The following is a 16,323-nucleotide window of genomic DNA, read 5'->3' as shown; positions in this document are numbered from 1 at the left end:
GCCGTAATTACAGCGTAATATTCAGTGGGGTTCTGTGACAAAAACCAGTTTTGTTACAGGACCTTTTTTGGCTTCAAATAAGATGTTGCGTGCCACAAACTACTAGCTGCGTGTTGCAGGCCGAACCGGTTGTATCACCGCTCCCTTACTTTTGGTATAATTGTCTTTGAAATAATTAAAAAGGGAAGAATGATATCGTGGATGCACAACATCTTTCAAAACGGCTAGCACAGGTGGCCGCCTTCATACCAACTGGCGCCCGAATGGCTGATATTGGGTCCGACCATGCCTACTTGCCAGCAGCTTTAACCTTGCAGGGGAAAATTTCCTTTGCCGTTGCTGGTGAAGTGGTAGCCGGTCCTTATGAGAACATGGAAAAAGAGATTAAGGAAAATGGTCTGGTTAACCAGATTATCCCCCGCCTAGCAGACGGCCTGGCTGCAATTAAGCCCCAGGATAAGGTTGACACAGTGGTTATCGCCGGAATGGGCGGTGCACTGATTGCTGATATTTTAGAACGCGGCAAGGAACACCTAAAAGGGGTAAAGCGGCTAGTTCTTCAACCAAATGTTGGCGAGTACCGCTTACGGTCATGGCTCCTAGCTAACCATTACCAGATCATGGCGGAACAGTTAGTCGAAGAGGATGACCACATTTATGAAATTATTGTCGCTGAACCTTCACCGGTCCCATTTTCATATAGTTACTATGAGTTGATGTTCGGTCCATTCCTTTTGGAAAAAAAGGGGCCGATTTTTACCAGCAAGTGGCAGGACTATGTTAAACGTCAAGAAGGGGTTTTAACACAGATGGCGAATGCTAAACAGCCACCCATTGACCGGATTAACCAGTTGAAAGATCGAATTGCGCTTGTTAAGGAGGCACTGAAATGATTACGGGGACAGATTTGATTAACCGCTTTGAACAATTTGCTAGTCCACAACTGGCCGAAAAGTGGGACCACGTGGGGTTACAAGTTGGCAACCCTGACCAGCCATTAAGACGACTGATGACGACCCTTGATGTTCGTCCAGAGACAATTGATGAAGCAATTGATAAGGAAGTCGACTTTATTTTTGCCCACCACCCGGTAATGTTTCACCCTGCCCGCGACTTGGATACCCGCAACCCGCAAAATGCAATGTATGCCAAGCTGCTTGCCCACCACATTACCGTTTATGCTGCACATACCAACCTTGATACTGCCAATGGTGGAATGAATGATTGGCTAGCCGCAAAATTAGGCTTGCGTGATTGCCAGCCATTGGTTCCTGCTGGAAATGACCCTATCACTGGTGAACCAGTTGGAATGGGACGGGTTGGTAACATTGCTGGGGAAATGACGCCGCGGCAATTTGCTGACCATTGTCGGCAACTGTTTAATGTGGCTGGCTTACGCCTGGTCACTAATCTAGCCGATGCGCAACAAAAGATTAAGCGGGTGGCCGTGTTAGGTGGTGCTGGTCAAGACTTCTATACCAATGCGGTTAAGTGCGGTGCCGATGCTTATGTTACGGGGGATGTAAGCTACCACTTTGCCCATGATATGATTGCCAACCACTTAACAGTCGTTGACCCTGGTCACCACATTGAAGCGGTCTGTGAACACCAGTTAGCGCTTCTTTTCAAGAAATGGCAAACGGAAAATGATGGCTGGGACTTTACCATCATTGAAAATAGTATTAACACTGATCCATTTAACTTTATTGTTAAAAAGTAAGGAGAGCGATTTAAATGGCAAACGAACAATATGACGGCCTTCTAGACCGGTTCTTAAAGTATGTTAAGACTGAAACACGGTCTAACCCTGAATCGACAACCATCCCATCTGATCCCAAGGAAACAGCCTTTTTAAACGACCTGGCTGCTGAATTAACGGACCTCGGCCTTACAAATGTTCACATTAATAAGCAGAGTTCCTACCTGATGGCGACGATTCCCAGCAACGTTGATTACCAAGTGCCCAAAATTGGTTATATTTCCCACGTTGATACCGCGGACTTTAACGCTCACAACGTCAACCCCCAAATCGTGAAAAACTATGATGGGCATTCAGATATTAACCTTGACCCGGATGGCAAGTACCAGTTAACGGTTGCTGATTTTCCATCACTGAAGAAGTATCAGGGTGATACCTTGATTACAACTGATGGTTCCACCTTGTTGGGGGCCGATGATAAGTCGGGGGTTGCCGAAATTGTGACAATGGCAGCATACTTGATGGCCCATCCTGAAATTAAGCATGGCGAAATTGAGATTGGCCTGGGGCCAGATGAAGAAATCGGTACTGGCGCTGACCACTTTGATGTTGCTGACTTTGGGGCTGATATTGCCTACACAGTTGATGCTGGTCCGCTAGGGGAACTGGAATACGAAACCTTTAACGCGGCCCAGGCAGAAATTGAAATTGCCGGAAAGGATGTCCATACCGCGGTAGCTAAGGGGACGATGATTAATGCCATCCAGGTAGCAATTGACCTTCATGATAGTCTGCCGGCCCATGACCGTGCTGAACGGACGGCCGGTCGGGAAGGCTTCTTCCACCTGTACAAGTTTGATGGGACGGTTGACCATGCTTCAATGACCTACTTGATTCGTGACCATGACCGGCAAACCTTCGAAGAACGCAAGCACATGCTTGAACGGGTGGTTGACTGCTTAAATACTGAACTAGGTGAAAAGCGGGTAACGATGAAGCTCTACGACCAGTATTACAACCTCAAAGACGCCTTAAAGGACCACATGGAGGTAGTGGCGTTAGCAAAACAGGCGATGGAAGAACTTGGCATTACGCCTGATATTTATCCCGTTCGTGGGGGAACTGATGGTTCAACGATCTCTTACATGGGTTTACCAACGCCAAACCTCTTTGCTGGTGGTGAAAACATGCATAGCCGCTTTGAATACGTTTCACTGCAGACGATGGAAAAGGCCGTTGATGTCTTGCTCAAAATCAATGAACTGAATCTTAAGCAACATAAATAAAAAAATAACGGGTCACGAAATTTCGTGACCCGTTATTTTTAACGAAAAAAGTTTAATTTACTTTTCTTGTTTAGCAGGATCGGCCTTACCGGTAATAGCATTAACGCAATTAACTGCGATGATTGCCATTACAGCACCGATAATTGCAACTAACTTATAGTCTGGTGTCATCCCTTCAAGTTGGGAAGTGATGTATGCTAACACTTCAGCAAGGATCAATCCCCACAGTGCAGCGATGATGTTTTTTGACAGCACATTCATTAGTTTCATCCCCTCTGTATAATGACTATTTTAACACAACTAAAATAGAAACAAAGGGGTAAAAAATAATCAATTAGGGGATCTTTTGTTATAATTTTTAAGGAAGGGAGTGGCAATCGTTGAATTACGTACCATTAGAAGTACATAGCAGTTTTAGCCTGCTTAAAAGCCCCATTCGAATCAACGACCTTGTTCAAACGGCAGTTGAACGGGGGTATACGGCACTGGCCCTAACTGACGAGAATATTCTTTACGGCGCCGTTGATTTTTATAATGCGGCCAAGAGAGCGGGCTTAAAACCACTGATTGGGCTTCAACTAGTTACCCGGCTTCCGGGCGTTGATGGGACCACATTGAAGCTGACCCTGCTGGCAAAGAACCAACAGGGTTACCGCAACTTAATGGACCTCTCAACGTTTCACCAAACGCGGACGCGGGAGCAGTTACCACTTGCCCTGGATGACTTAGCTAAATTCTTGAGCGACCTAGTAGTGATTATTCCGGCCCAGGTAAACTTATTTAATCTCTTGCGTCAGGGTGGGGAATGGCTACGCTCGTTTTACAATGTGCAGACCCAGCAGAACCTTTACCTTGGGATTAACCTTCAAATGGATTCAGTTGAGCGCCTTTCACTGCAAGAATTTGCTCATAAGCACCACTTACCACTAGTGGCCAACAATCCGGTAGATTATCTTAACCCAACGGACTTGTTTGCGACTAAGACGCTGCAAGCAATTGGGCAAGGGGCTCAGCTTTCTGAAATTGAGGAGCAGGCTAAAACCACCGGTACTAATTTTCTAGCAGAGCAAAAAGAGGTTGTGGCAGATTACCAGCAGGCGGGGCTAGCCGATGCAATTAAAGCGACGACAACGATTGCTGACCAGTGTAACGTAGAGATGAAATTTCAGTCTCCGGTCTTACCGCACTTTACGACTCCCGATGGACTGAGTGCTGCAGATTACCTTCGCCAACTATGTGTTGATGGGTTGAAAACAAGAACGCTTGCCAAGGGATTCACGGTAGATGACTACCGTCAGCGCTTGGAACGTGAACTTGGCGTAATCCACGCGATGGGGTTTGATGACTATTTCTTGATTGTGTGGGATGTAATGAACTTTGCCCACCGTGCAAAAATCACTACCGACCCAGGACGGGGGTCAGCAGCTGGTTCGCTGGTTGCTTACGCCCTTGCAATTACGGAAGTTGACCCGCTTAAATACCATCTTTTATTTGAACGTTTTCTTAATCCCGAACGGGCACAGATGCCGGATATTGACCTGGACATTCCTGATAATCGCAGGGGTGACGTTCTTCAGTATGTTCACCACAAGTATGGTCATCGCCGGGTGGCCCAGATTATCACCTTTGGGACGCTGGCAGCTAAGCAGGTAATTCGCGATACCAGTCGGGTGTTTGATTTGACCCGTTATGAAACGGAATCACTACTGGATGCCCTACCAAAAGACCTTCACTTTACTTTGCGCCAAGCGGTTAATGAGTCACAACGACTAAGAAACTTACTGACTGACCACCCCAAGCTGCGGCTCCTCTTTAATGTTGCCCAGCAGCTGGAGGGGTTGCCACGTCATTATTCGACTCATGCGGCCGGAATTGTGTTGTCCGAACAGCCACTGCATGAGATTGTACCCCTGCAAAATGGCAGTGACGGTCTTTTAATGACGCAGTTTCCTAAAGATACGGTGGAAGCATTAGGCCTATTAAAGATGGACTTTCTTGGCTTGCGGAACCTCTCAATTATGGATAATACAATCCAGCTGATTCGAAAGCGGGAACCACAATTTGACCTTCGTCAGGTTAAATTAGATGATCCGGCAACAATGAAGCTATTCCAGCAGGGGATGACGGATGGGGTCTTCCAATTCGAGTCTAGTGGAATCCGGAATGTCTTAACCAGTTTACGGCCGGACCGTTTTGAAGATATTGTGGCAGTCAATGCCCTGTACCGGCCTGGCCCGATGGAAAACATTGCCCACTTTATTGCGCGCAAGCACGGCCACGAGGCGGTTAAACTACCTGCTCCTTCACTGGCGCCAATCCTTGGGCCCACGTATGGGATTCTGGTTTACCAGGAACAGGTAATGCAATTAGCGTCAGCAATGGCGGGCTTTACACTTGGCGAGGCCGATTTACTGCGGCGGGCAATGAGCAAGAAGAAGAGGCAGACCATGGATAGCATGCGGACTAAGTTCATGGCCGGAGCGCGTGCAAATGGGTACAGTGAACAGCTAGCCGCACAGGTCTTTGACTACATTGATCAGTTTGCCAACTATGGCTTTAACCGGTCACACGCCGTTGCTTACTCGAAGATGGCATTTGAAATGGCCTACCTAAAGTGCCATTACCCAACGGAGTTTTACACGTCCTTATTAAATGCTGAAAGCAACCTAACGAAACTGCGCCAACACATAACTAATGCGCAGAGATTAGGAGTTAAGGTTAATGGGCCGCGGATTAACCTGAGCCAGGGGAACTTTAGTACCAAGGATGGTCAAATCTACTTTGGCTTTACGGCAGTTAAGGGCGTTCGCCGCGATTTCGTCGCTGATTTGATTAGTGAACGGGAGAAAAATGGTCCGTTTAAAGATATTCGCAACTTTATTAACCGTCTCCCTGACCGCTGGCAGAAAGAAGAAGTGATTGCCCCGCTAATTTATGCGGGAGCCTTTGATGGGCTGGGCTATAACCGGGCGGAAATGATCAATAGCCTGCCAAAACTACTGACGGGGATTGAGCTGGTGGGGATGCTGGCCGGCTTTGAAGACGATCCCAGCCTGCAATCATCAATCGAACGGCAGCAGGAATTCCCGTTAACGACACGCTTGGCAAAGGAAAATGAATACCTGGGAGTATACCTCTCCGGCCATCCAGTTAGTCAGTACCAGCAATTAGCGAGTCGTCTCCAGGCAGTTCGGGTTACCGACTTACAACCAAACCAGCGGGTCACCCTGATTATCTTTACTAACCGGGTGAAGACAATCTATACCAAGAAGGACCATCGCCCCATGGCCTTTGTTAATGGTTCAGACGAGAGCGGGATTGTTGATATTACGGTATTTCCTAAGCAATACCAGCGCTTTCAAGAACTGCTAGACCGGAATAAAATCCTGGTAGTTAGTGGGAAAACTGAGGAGCGGGCAGGACACGGCTTGCAGGTTGTTGCTGAGTCGATTCAAAGTGCTTCTACAATGCAGAAAAAACTAATTCCAGCTACGCGGTGGGTATTACGGATAACGGCGGATTATGATCAACCAGCAGTATCAACCAAACTGCACCAGTTCATGTATTCACACCGGGGTAATATTCCGGTATTGCTGTACTACCCGCATACGGACACAAAACTGCTTGAACCATCAAGCCGGTGGATGAACGCTTCAGCGGAAACAAAGGCTGGTTTAACGGCAATCTTAGGTGAAGCTAATGTTGTTCTTCAGCAACTGAAAAATTAAAGCACAATGAGAAATAATAATATTTTTGGATTGGTAGCGTTTTCTTGCGAACTTTTGAGCAAAAATTACAGACACCAATTTTAAAAAGTGCTATTATACAAGTGTACAAATGAGGGATGCAAAAATGGCAGACCGCAGTTGATGCATAAATGCAAAAGGAGAGATTCATTTATGAAGAAAACCAAGATTGTAAGTACCCTTGGTCCTGCAAGTACTGATGTAGATACAATCGTTAAGTTGATTCAAGCGGGCGCAAATGTTTTCCGCTTCAACTTCTCACACGGTGACCACCCAGAACACCTGGGCCGGATGCAAAATGTTAAGAAGGCCGAAGAAATTACCGGCAAGCACGTTGGTATCATGCTTGATACTAAGGGTGCCGAAATTCGGACTACTGTTCAAAAGGAAGGTAAGATCGAATACAACATTGGTGATGAAGTACGTATTTCAATGGATGCTTCCATCGAAGGTACTCATGACAAGATTGCTGTTACTTACCCTGGCCTGTACGATGACACCCATGTTGGTGGTCACGTTCTCTTCGATGATGGTCTGATCGACATGCAAATCGAAGAAAAGGATGAAGCTAACAAGGAACTTGTCTGCAAGGTTTTGAACCATGGTGTTCTTGGCTCACGGAAGGGTGTTAACGCTCCTGGTGTTTCAATCAACCTGCCAGGTATTACTGAAAAGGATTCTAGCGATATTCGCTTTGGTCTGGATAACAAGATCAACTTCATTTCTGCATCCTTTGTTCGGAAGCCACAAGACGTTGAAGATATCCGTGCCCTTCTTAAGGAAAAGAACATGGAAGATGTTCAAATCTTCCCAAAGATCGAATCTCAAGAAGGTATCGACAACTTCGAATCAATCATCGAAGTTTCTGATGGTCTGATGGTTCCTCGTGGTGACATGGGTGTTGAAATTCCTGCTGAAAATGTGCCAATCGTTCAAAAGCACATGATCAAGCGTTGTAACGAATTAGGTAAGCCAGTTATCACTGCTACCCAAATGCTTGACTCCATGCAAGAAAACCCACGTCCAACTCGTGCCGAAGTATCTGACGTTGCTAACGCTGTCTTTGATGGTACTGATGCAACCATGCTTTCTGGTGAAAGTGCTAATGGTGACTACCCTGTAGAATCAGTTGCAATGATGAACGCAATCGACATCAAGGCTGAAAAGCACTTATGGGAATTCGGTACTGAAACCTTTGACTGGGACAAGTCAGATGTTACTGAAACCATTGGTTCAGCTGTTGCTAACGCAGCTAAGGACATGGACATTCACACCATTGTTGCTTACACTGCTTCTGGTTACACTGCTAAGATGATTTCAAAGTACCGTCCTAACGCTGACATCGTTGCACTTACTCCAAACGAACGGGTAGAACGTGGATTGATGATCAACTGGGGTGTTCAACCATACGTTGTTGACGAAATGAAGAACACTGATACGATGTTCGACTTAGCTGCTAAGAAGGCTGTTGAACTTGGCTTTGCTAAGAAGGGCGACAAGATCATCATTGTTGCTGGTGTTCCTTTGGGTGTACCAGGTGCAACTAACATGATGCGTGTTAAGACAATTGACTAATTTGAATTAGTTAAATTGCAATCAAAAAAGGCTGGGAATTTACTCAGCCTTTTTTCTTTTAAAAAATTTTGTTAAGCTGGCAGAAACCTGCACGTGCTCCCTATTAGTTGTGGAAAAGCATGCTGGTCAAACTAATTAATGCCGTGTAAAATAATAAGCAGTATTAAATAAGAAGAACGGGGTAGAAAATGAATTCAGCATTAGGTAAAGTTGTTTCTGCAGTGATGATTGATGAAAACGAGCAGGACTATTTTGTTCAACCGGACCGGAATGGTCAGACTTACCGGTTGCCAAAAGATGAAAGCCCGCAAGTACTGCACATTGGTGGTCAGGTGCGGGGGTTCGTCTATGAGAATGAAGACCACCAGTTGCAGATGACCTGCAAGCACATCCCAACGGTTCGTGTTGACCACTATGACTACGGGACAGTTGTTAGCGTTCGCCGGGACTTAGGGGTCTTTGTTGATATCGGTCTCCCTAATAAGGATATCGTCGTTTCGCTGGATGACCTGCCAGAGTTAAAGCACTTGTGGCCACAACCAGGTGATCGCTTGATGATCGCTCTCCAGGTTGATGACAAGGATCGGATTTGGGGTAAGCTTGCGGATGATGAGATTTACCACACCATTACCGGCGCGCCATCAAAGCGGGAAATGAACCATGATATCATGGCGACGGTTTACCGCTTGAAGTTAAACGGTACCCACGTGATTACCGATAACTACGAGCTCGGTTTTATCCACCCAAGCGAACGTGACCAGGAACCACGGTTGGGTCAGCGAGTTAAGGCACGGGTGATCGGCCTTTCCTCGCACGGTAGCTTAAATTTGTCGTTAAAGCCGCGGGCCTACCAAGCAATTGGTGAGGATGCCGATATGCTGCTAACGATGCTCAAGCATGATGTTAACCACCGCTTACCATATACCGACAAGAGTGACCCGCAGTTAATTCGACAGGTATTTGGTATTAGCAAGGGACAGTTTAAACGGGCAGTTGGCCACTTGTTAAAGGCGGGCCTGGTCGAAGAGACTAAGACCGACCTTGTACTTTTGGATAAGGAAGCGTAATTATGGACGAGCTTATCAGCAGTTACCTGGCATATTTAAAAGATGAACAGGGACGGTCAGCAAACACGATTGCGAGCTACCGGCGGGACCTCACCCAGGCTGCTGATTTTTTTGCTAGTCAGGGTGTCGCCAGCTGGCCAGCGGTTGACCAGTACCTGATTTTAAACCTAGTTGCGAGATTAAAGGATCAGCAACGCTCCACGGCGACCATTAATCGGCGCTTGTCTGCATTGCGGCAGTTTTACCGCTACTTGATTCGGCACCACCACCTTCAGTTTAACCCGATGGATTTAGTGGATAATGAGCAAGTAGTTGCAAACAACCAGCCGGTCATTTTGGGTGAGGACGAGATTGAACGCTTATTGGCGCTGCCAGCACGAGGACAGCTGGCCAAACGTGACCGTGCGCTGATCGCTTTGATGGCCGCAACGGGGATGCGGGTTAGTGAAATTGTAAAGCTCCAACTAACCGACCTGCACCTCGATGTTAAGATGATCCGACTGGGGAACGCTACTAAACGCGAACGGTTGGTGCCAGTAAGCGATACGTCGGTTGCCGCGCTGCAAAATTACCTAACGGACGTTCGACCCCAGCTGGCAAATGATGATGAGCAAGCAGTGTTTGTCAACGCCCATGGGAAGCAGCTGACAAGGCAGGGAATTTGGAAGAATTTACGAGAACGAGTAAGTGCTGCGGGAATCGATAAGCGGGTAACTCCGCAGACTCTCCGGTATTCATTTGCAGTTCACCTGTTGAATAATGGGGCGGACACACGGTTAGTCCAGGAAATGTTGGGCTATAGTGAAATGCGGGTGCTAAAGCCCTACCTCAAAATGACGGTCCAGGAGTTAAGCGCGGATTATGCGCGTCACCAACCATGGAAATAAGGAGTGAAGAGTTTGTTAGTTCGGTACCGGAAAGATTATGAAAAAATCGTGATGGGACTCTTGTCACTAGTGCCGGAATTACGGAACTATAACCGGTTTACGGATGAATTAACAGGGGCATTGGCAAGACACTACCCGGTTTACCTATGGAAAGATAGTGAAGATAACCATTTTATTGCGGTTGCAATTGTTGAAGAGGGGGACAATTACCTGTTGCTTCGCCGAATTTCGTTTACCCCGAGTGAACGGTCAGGCAAGAATGTCTTTGCGCTTCTAACAGCACTGCAAGAGGAGTATCCGGGAAAAAGGCTGATGGGGACAATCCGCAACCAGCCGCTGATTACGACGTGGGAGCAAAACAATGAATGATAAAGCATTAACCGAGCACCCTTACCAGCCAACGATTAAGATTGAAGACTTTGAGGGCCCACTTGACCTCTTGCTCCACTTGATTAAGGAAAACAAGATGGATATCTATGACATAAAGATTGCCACGATTACTAGTCAGTACTTGGATTATCTACACCAGCAGCAGGCACACCAGCTTGAAATTGCTGGTGATTATTTTGTGATGGCCGCAACACTGATGAACATCAAAAGTCAGATGCTACTGCCACAGCCGGAAGAAGTGGACGAGGAGGAAGAGGTCGATGATCCGCGAGAGGACCTGGTCGAGCAACTATTGGAGTACCAACGGTATAAGCATGCAGCTAACCAGCTGAAGGACAAGGAAGAATTTCGGCGGCAGGAATATACCCGGCCAGCGATGCATGTCCCACGGGAGATGGTTAGCCCCCATGTGGAACCAGGGGTAACGATCGACCAGCTCCAAGCGGCCTTTATACAAGTATTAAAGAACCACCGCTTGGCCCAGCCAGTCATTGAGACGGTAGCGGCCGAGAAGGTATCAGTTGCTGAACGGATGAAAACAGTTATCGCAACGGTCAAACAGGGCCCGGTCCGGTTTGATGAATTATTTGCCCGTGACCGTAACCGCGACCAGTTGGTAACAACTTTTTTGGCGGTACTGGAATTGAGCAAGCACCACCGGATAGCAATGCAGCAGGCGGAATTATTTGGACCAATTATTTTAGTGGAGGGAAAAGATATTGACGACGAAAGCGACGAATCAGGCGCAGATTGAGGCATTATTATTTATCTCGGGAGATGAAGGAATTACACTTGGTGACCTGGCAAAGATCACCGGTTTTATGAAACCAGCAATCCGCAAGATTCTTTCCGACCTTGGCAATAAGTATGCGGCTGACCCTGAATCGGCACTTGTCCTGCTGCAAAGTGATGATACTTTTCGACTAGCAACCAAGCAGTCGTTGGCACCAGTGATTAAACATTATTTTGAGGTGCCGTTAACGGTGCCATTGACAACGGCCCTGTTAGAGACACTAGCGATCATTGCTTACCGGCAGCCGATCACCCGGCTAGAAATCGATAGTATTCGGGGAGTTCAGAGTTCGGGTGCGATCCAGAAGTTAATGGTACGGGGACTAATTGATACTAAGGGGCGGCTTGATGCGCCGGGGCGGCCCTTTCTTTACGTTACGACGAATAACTTTCTTGACTATTTTGGCTTGGCATCGTTGGCAGAGCTACCAGCCTTACCAGCACAGGATGAAATTGATGAGAGTGATTTAAGTGGTGACCTCTTCTTAGAGGCATTACAGTCACGTGAACGACACCAAGAGGAGGATAACTAATGGAACGATTACAAAAGGTGATGGCCGAAGCGGGGGTTGCATCGCGACGGGCATCCGAAAAGCTAATTACTGCGGGCCGGGTAACGGTCAATGGTGAAACAGTTAAGAAGCTAGGGACCAAGGTAGCGGCGAAGGATAAAATTGAGGTTGACGGGGTACCGATCCACCAGGAAAAACACGTTTACTACCTCTTAAATAAACCACGCGAAGTTATTTCAAGTGCCCATGATGAGAAGGGGCGGCGGACCGTTGTAGATATTCTCAAGGATGACGAGATTGAAGAACGGGTTTATCCAGTGGGCCGACTGGACTATGACACCACAGGTATCCTGCTCTTAACTAATGATGGTGATTTAGCAAATAAGCTAATGCACCCCAAGTTTGAGGTTAATAAGACCTATGTTGCCAAGGTAAAGGGGCTAATAACCAATGACGCACTTAAGCAGTTGCGGTTAGGGGTAAAAGTCGATGGCCACCGGACCAAACCAGCAAAGACCCGCCTTAAGGAGACGGACCGGGCAAAAAGGATAAGTATTGTCCAGATTACAATTCATGAAGGCCATTACCACCAGGTTAAGCGGATGTTTGAGGCGGTCGGCTACCCAGTGATGAAGCTGCACCGGGAGAGTTATGGCTTTTTAAACCTACAGGGCGTCCAACCGGGTGATTACCGGGAACTGCGGCCAGAAGAGGTTAAAAAGCTAAAGGGAATGTAGCTGGCCCTTCTTCATTGACAGCGCTTTTGTTGTCCGCTATAATGTAAGTGTAAAATTTAACAAGATTGGTTTCTTCAAGGCAGGGTGTAATTCCCGACCGGCGGTTAAAGCCCGCAACCCGTGTGAACGGTTGATCTGGTGAAATTCCAGTGCCGACAGTAAAGTCTGGTATATAGAAGATCTCTATGGAATAATTGCGTTGTGGGTACCAGTGTATCGACAGCGCTTTTATTTTATGGGGTGGGCCAATGAAGGAAACAATCTTCCAATAATGGAGGTTGTTTTGTTATGACAGTATCGCACCAACGGATTCAACGGATGGTGGGGGTGGCCTGCTTAGGGGCACTTGCATTTATCCTGATGTTGTTTGAGTTTCCAGTTATCCCGGTAGCTTCTTACCTGAAAATTGATTTTTCAGATATTCCAGTATTGCTGGGTGGTTATATTTATGGTCCTTTTGCGGGGGTGATGATTGCAGTGATCAAGTGCCTCTTGCATGCAATGGTTAACGGTTTTTCGGTTGGGGACCTGATTGGGGTTAGCAGCGACTTTATTTCATCGCTGGCGTTACTGATCCCATTTTGCCTTGTATGGCGGCACCAGGACTGGTCGTTTAAACGTCAGATGATGGTTGCCATTCCACTATCGACAGTTGTACTGACGGTGGTAATGTCACTGCTTAATTTGTGGGTGCTGACGCCGCTATACATGGCTGCTTGGCACTGGCAGTCAACGATGCCGGTGGCCCAGCTAGTGGCAGTTGGCGTTCTTCCTTTTAACATTATCAAGGGTTTGTTAGTGACGGTTGTCTTCGCATTGATCGCGGGGCACCTTCGTCAATGGCTACAACGGCATAAAATTTAATGGAGAGCGGTGACACAACCTGGGACTTGAGAGTCTAAGTGCTAGGTTGTGTGACGGCTCTTTTGTTTTTAAAACGAAGGTTTGTTAATCAATTGATGCTTTTAAAGTAAACCATTAATTAAGGGCTTGGTTTATTGTTCCAACACCTTTTTAGTGCCGCTAGTGATTATTTAGCGTATTATACTAGTGTAGATAATTTAAGTGATAGGGGTGACAAGGTTGAATACATATTTACTACGGCTGTGTAGCTATCGCCAGCCACGCCGAATAAGGGTGATCGAAAATGTACTGACCAGTCACCGCACCGTCGCTAACCTTTTTTGGGCGCAGCAGTATGGCATCTTGGAGTGGCTAGGTGCTCGTCGCCAAGCCAACCAGGACCAGTTGGACTTTGAGTTGAGGGAGTTACAAGCGGCGGGCCTGGTTGAAGTGGTTGCGGATAACCAGGTTAAGCTAACCACAACGGGAGTTAGCTTTCAGGAAGAACAGCCGCCAGTGTATGAGCCAGCCTTTTATTCCTGGTATTGGTTAGCAAATACCAAGGTAGCCTTTCTACGGTTTCTTTTGGGCTTTCAAGTGGTCTCTGAGTTTTCTTATCACAATCGTCACTACGTCCCACTTAATATTTCATTTGCTGAGCAGCAACAGGTTAAGTCATGGTTTAACCACTTCGGCTCTGACCACCTGGTAGGGGATGTTAACGCCGAGCTCCAGTTACTAATGAATTCGCTGGAGAGTGAAGATGAGCGCTTGCCGCTGGCACTAGTAAATCAGTTGATTGGCCATGGACAGACGGGGTGGACACTTGACCAGTTATGCAACCACCTCCAATTGAATGTTGCTGATGGAATTACGCTAACCCATGACCTCGCCCTTGCTATCTGTGCCTTTTCACGGGCAACCAATGGCCCGCTTGCCTGCCTAATTAAGCCCTTGCTGTCCGCAACGCCGCTGTCACCAAGTAATTGGCGGACATTCAAAATGGTTAGCAGTGGAAGGACGATTACGGAGGTTGCCCGTCAACGGCGCCTCAAAGTAAGCACGGTTCGTGAACACCTCTTAACGGCGGCAATTCTAATGCCCCAGTTGTTAAACTGGGATCAACTTTTGCCAATAAAGGTCCGTCAATACCTTGACCAAAATTACCAGGGACCCGTTACCGAATGGCAATTTGCGAGTTGGTCGGCGGATTCAAATGCTGACTTTTTCTATTTCCGTCTTTACCAGATTTTGCAGGGGAGTCAGACCAATGAATGATGCTAAAATTTACGAGGTACTCAAACAGCACTTTGGCTATGAGCATTTTCGTGATGGACAGTTGGCAACCATCAAGGCCCTGTTAGCGGGCAAGAATACCCTGGCTATCCTGCCAACTGGTGGTGGAAAGTCACTCCTGTACCAGTTACCGGCCTACTTATTGCCGGGCCCTGTACTGGTGGTGTCACCGCTGATCTCGTTAATGCAGGACCAGGTTGACCGTCTACACCGGAATGGTGAAAAACGGGTTCTCATGCTTAGTGGTGGTGGTCAAGATCGGCGGCAGCAGTTGTCACAGCTGAGTCAGGCTAAATTTATTTTTGCATCACCGGAGTTGCTTGCTAACCCGGAAGTGGTACGGGCGTTACAAAGAACTAAGTTAAGTTTGCTGACGATTGACGAAGCACACTGCATTTCCCAGTGGGGCCCCGATTTTCGTCCGGAGTACTTACTCTTAAAACAGCTACGGCACGAATTGGACGATCCCGTGACGTTGTTACTAACAGCAACTGCCACCCCTCGTGTTCGGCATGATATCTTAACTAAGGTGGGTCTTTCAGCTGAACAAGTAGTAACAATTGTGCGTTCAGTCAACCGTCCGAATATCTTTTTAGCCGCAAGTGAATTGGCCAGTTCTGACGAAAAGCAAACGACGTTGTTAAAACTGGTAACAACTTTACCGGGAGCAGGAATTGTTTATTTTGCTAGTCGCCGGTTAGCTACCCAAATGGCGGAATGGCTTCGTGAAAATAGCACGCTTGCAGTGGCGGCCTACCATGCCGGAATGCCATCTGCCGAACGTTTCCGCATCCAGCAGCAATTTATGGATAATCAACTACAATTGATTTGTGCGACTAGTGCGTTTGGAATGGGAATTGATAAGGATGATATTCGCTTTGTTATTCACTACCACCTGCCAACCAGCCTCGAAAACTATGTGCAAGAAATTGGCCGGGCAGGTCGTGATGGCCAACAAAGTGCGGCCGTTTTACTATACGCTCCTGGGGATGAACAATTAGCACGTCAGTTAACGACTACTGAACTTCCACCCGCTGGACTATACCAAAAAGTTCAACAGGGACAAGCAGATCGGCGGGTACTGGGTCCAGATTATGAACTCTTTGACTTTTACATCCGCCACCACTATTCAATTAGCCAGTTACGGGAAAGTTTTGGCAAGCGCCAGTCACAGGTTGCTTGGCAGCTGCACCAAATGCAAAAGTATGCAAGCTTAACTAGCTGTCGACGGCAATTCATCCTTGCTTACTTTGGTGAATCGACAGTTGAACAGACAGATTGCTGTGATATTGATGAACCTGGTTGGCTTTCAAAGCCGTTGCTGCCACCACGAAAGACAACGGTAGTACCAAAGAAAAACGAACGGTGGGATACCCAGCTTCAGCGCTTATTAAATCTTGATAAAGAATCCAACTTCCACTTTTCCAACCTAGACAAGCAGTAAATTAGTGCGCTACAATCAGAATGTTAACTTTGAAATGAGGGGAGGTTAA

The 16,323-nt window shown here is 47.1% G+C and carries 15 protein-coding genes and 1 riboswitch; of the genes, 14 read left to right on the top strand and 1 reads right to left on the bottom strand.

The window, feature by feature from the left end; all coding sequences use genetic code 11:
* Positions 1-197: 197 nt before the first annotated feature.
* From QOS07_RS03580 to pepT, 3 genes are read left to right on the top strand one after another with little or no spacing between them, the layout of a single operon-like run.
* Complete coding sequence (locus QOS07_RS03580; protein WP_283587637.1) at positions 198-893, top strand: tRNA (adenine(22)-N(1))-methyltransferase; 696 nt, start codon at positions 198-200, stop codon at positions 891-893.
* On the top strand, positions 890-1,720 hold the full coding sequence (locus QOS07_RS03575) for a Nif3-like dinuclear metal center hexameric protein (RefSeq protein WP_283587636.1): 831 nt from the start codon (positions 890-892) through the stop codon (positions 1,718-1,720). Before QOS07_RS03580 ends, QOS07_RS03575 begins: the two co-directional genes overlap by 4 nt.
* A gap of 14 nt (positions 1,721-1,734) precedes the next feature.
* A complete protein-coding gene (pepT, locus tag QOS07_RS03570; RefSeq protein ID WP_283587635.1) occupies positions 1,735-2,985 on the top strand; it encodes a peptidase T in 1,251 nt (416 codons plus the stop codon).
* Between the two features lie 57 nt (positions 2,986-3,042).
* Here pepT and QOS07_RS03565 read toward each other — a convergent pair whose 3' ends face one another.
* Entirely contained in the window at positions 3,043-3,246 is a 204-nt protein-coding gene (locus QOS07_RS03565; protein ID WP_283587634.1) for a YjzD family protein, read from the bottom strand.
* Positions 3,247-3,365: 119 nt separating this feature from the next.
* On the opposite strand from QOS07_RS03565, the gene dnaE reads away from it, so the two are divergent.
* From dnaE to QOS07_RS03510, 11 genes are all read left to right on the top strand, one after another.
* The gene (dnaE, locus tag QOS07_RS03560) at positions 3,366-6,713 is read left to right on the top strand and encodes a DNA polymerase III subunit alpha (RefSeq protein ID WP_283587633.1); all 3,348 of its coding nucleotides are present in this window, start codon (positions 3,366-3,368) and stop codon (positions 6,711-6,713) included.
* A 171-nt stretch (positions 6,714-6,884) separates the two neighbouring features.
* Positions 6,885-8,306, top strand: coding sequence for a pyruvate kinase (pyk, locus tag QOS07_RS03555; protein ID WP_283587632.1), 1,422 nt, complete (start codon positions 6,885-6,887; stop codon positions 8,304-8,306).
* A gap of 188 nt (positions 8,307-8,494) precedes the next feature.
* On the top strand, positions 8,495-9,373 hold the full coding sequence (locus QOS07_RS03550) for a CvfB family protein (RefSeq protein ID WP_283587631.1): 879 nt from the start codon (positions 8,495-8,497) through the stop codon (positions 9,371-9,373).
* A 2-nt stretch (positions 9,374-9,375) separates the two neighbouring features.
* Positions 9,376-10,260, top strand: a complete 885-nt coding sequence (locus tag QOS07_RS03545; protein WP_283587630.1) for a tyrosine-type recombinase/integrase — start codon at positions 9,376-9,378, stop codon at positions 10,258-10,260.
* Positions 10,261-10,272: 12 nt separating this feature from the next.
* The gene (locus QOS07_RS03540; protein ID WP_283587629.1) at positions 10,273-10,629 is read left to right on the top strand and encodes a reductase; all 357 of its coding nucleotides are present in this window, start codon (positions 10,273-10,275) and stop codon (positions 10,627-10,629) included.
* Entirely contained in the window at positions 10,622-11,404 is a 783-nt protein-coding gene (locus QOS07_RS03535) for a segregation and condensation protein A (RefSeq protein ID WP_283587628.1), read from the top strand. Before QOS07_RS03540 ends, QOS07_RS03535 begins: the two co-directional genes overlap by 8 nt.
* Positions 11,367-11,975, top strand: a complete 609-nt coding sequence (gene scpB, locus QOS07_RS03530; protein ID WP_283587669.1) for an SMC-Scp complex subunit ScpB — start codon at positions 11,367-11,369, stop codon at positions 11,973-11,975. Before QOS07_RS03535 ends, scpB begins: the two co-directional genes overlap by 38 nt.
* Complete coding sequence (locus QOS07_RS03525) at positions 11,975-12,691, top strand: pseudouridine synthase (RefSeq protein WP_283587627.1); 717 nt, start codon at positions 11,975-11,977, stop codon at positions 12,689-12,691. The genes scpB and QOS07_RS03525 overlap by 1 nt, the downstream gene beginning before the upstream one ends.
* Positions 12,692-12,757: 66 nt before the next feature.
* A riboswitch (FMN riboswitch) is annotated at positions 12,758-12,876 on the top strand.
* A 103-nt stretch (positions 12,877-12,979) separates the two neighbouring features.
* The gene (locus QOS07_RS03520; RefSeq protein ID WP_283587626.1) at positions 12,980-13,555 is read left to right on the top strand and encodes an ECF transporter S component; all 576 of its coding nucleotides are present in this window, start codon (positions 12,980-12,982) and stop codon (positions 13,553-13,555) included.
* Between the two features lie 210 nt (positions 13,556-13,765).
* The gene (locus tag QOS07_RS03515) at positions 13,766-14,812 is read left to right on the top strand and encodes a helix-turn-helix domain-containing protein (protein ID WP_283587625.1); all 1,047 of its coding nucleotides are present in this window, start codon (positions 13,766-13,768) and stop codon (positions 14,810-14,812) included.
* Positions 14,805-16,274: a RecQ family ATP-dependent DNA helicase gene (locus QOS07_RS03510; protein WP_283587624.1), complete on the top strand. Its 1,470-nt coding sequence runs from the start codon at positions 14,805-14,807 to the stop codon at positions 16,272-16,274. The genes QOS07_RS03515 and QOS07_RS03510 overlap by 8 nt, the downstream gene beginning before the upstream one ends.
* Positions 16,275-16,323: the final 49 nt, after the last annotated feature.

Origin of the sequence: Limosilactobacillus viscerum, assembly GCF_947387525.1 — a bacterium.
Taxonomy (GTDB): Bacteria; Bacillota; Bacilli; order Lactobacillales; family Lactobacillaceae; genus Limosilactobacillus; species Limosilactobacillus viscerum.
Note: the sequence above shows the minus strand (reverse complement) of the source record. Positions and strands in the feature narration are given on the sequence as shown.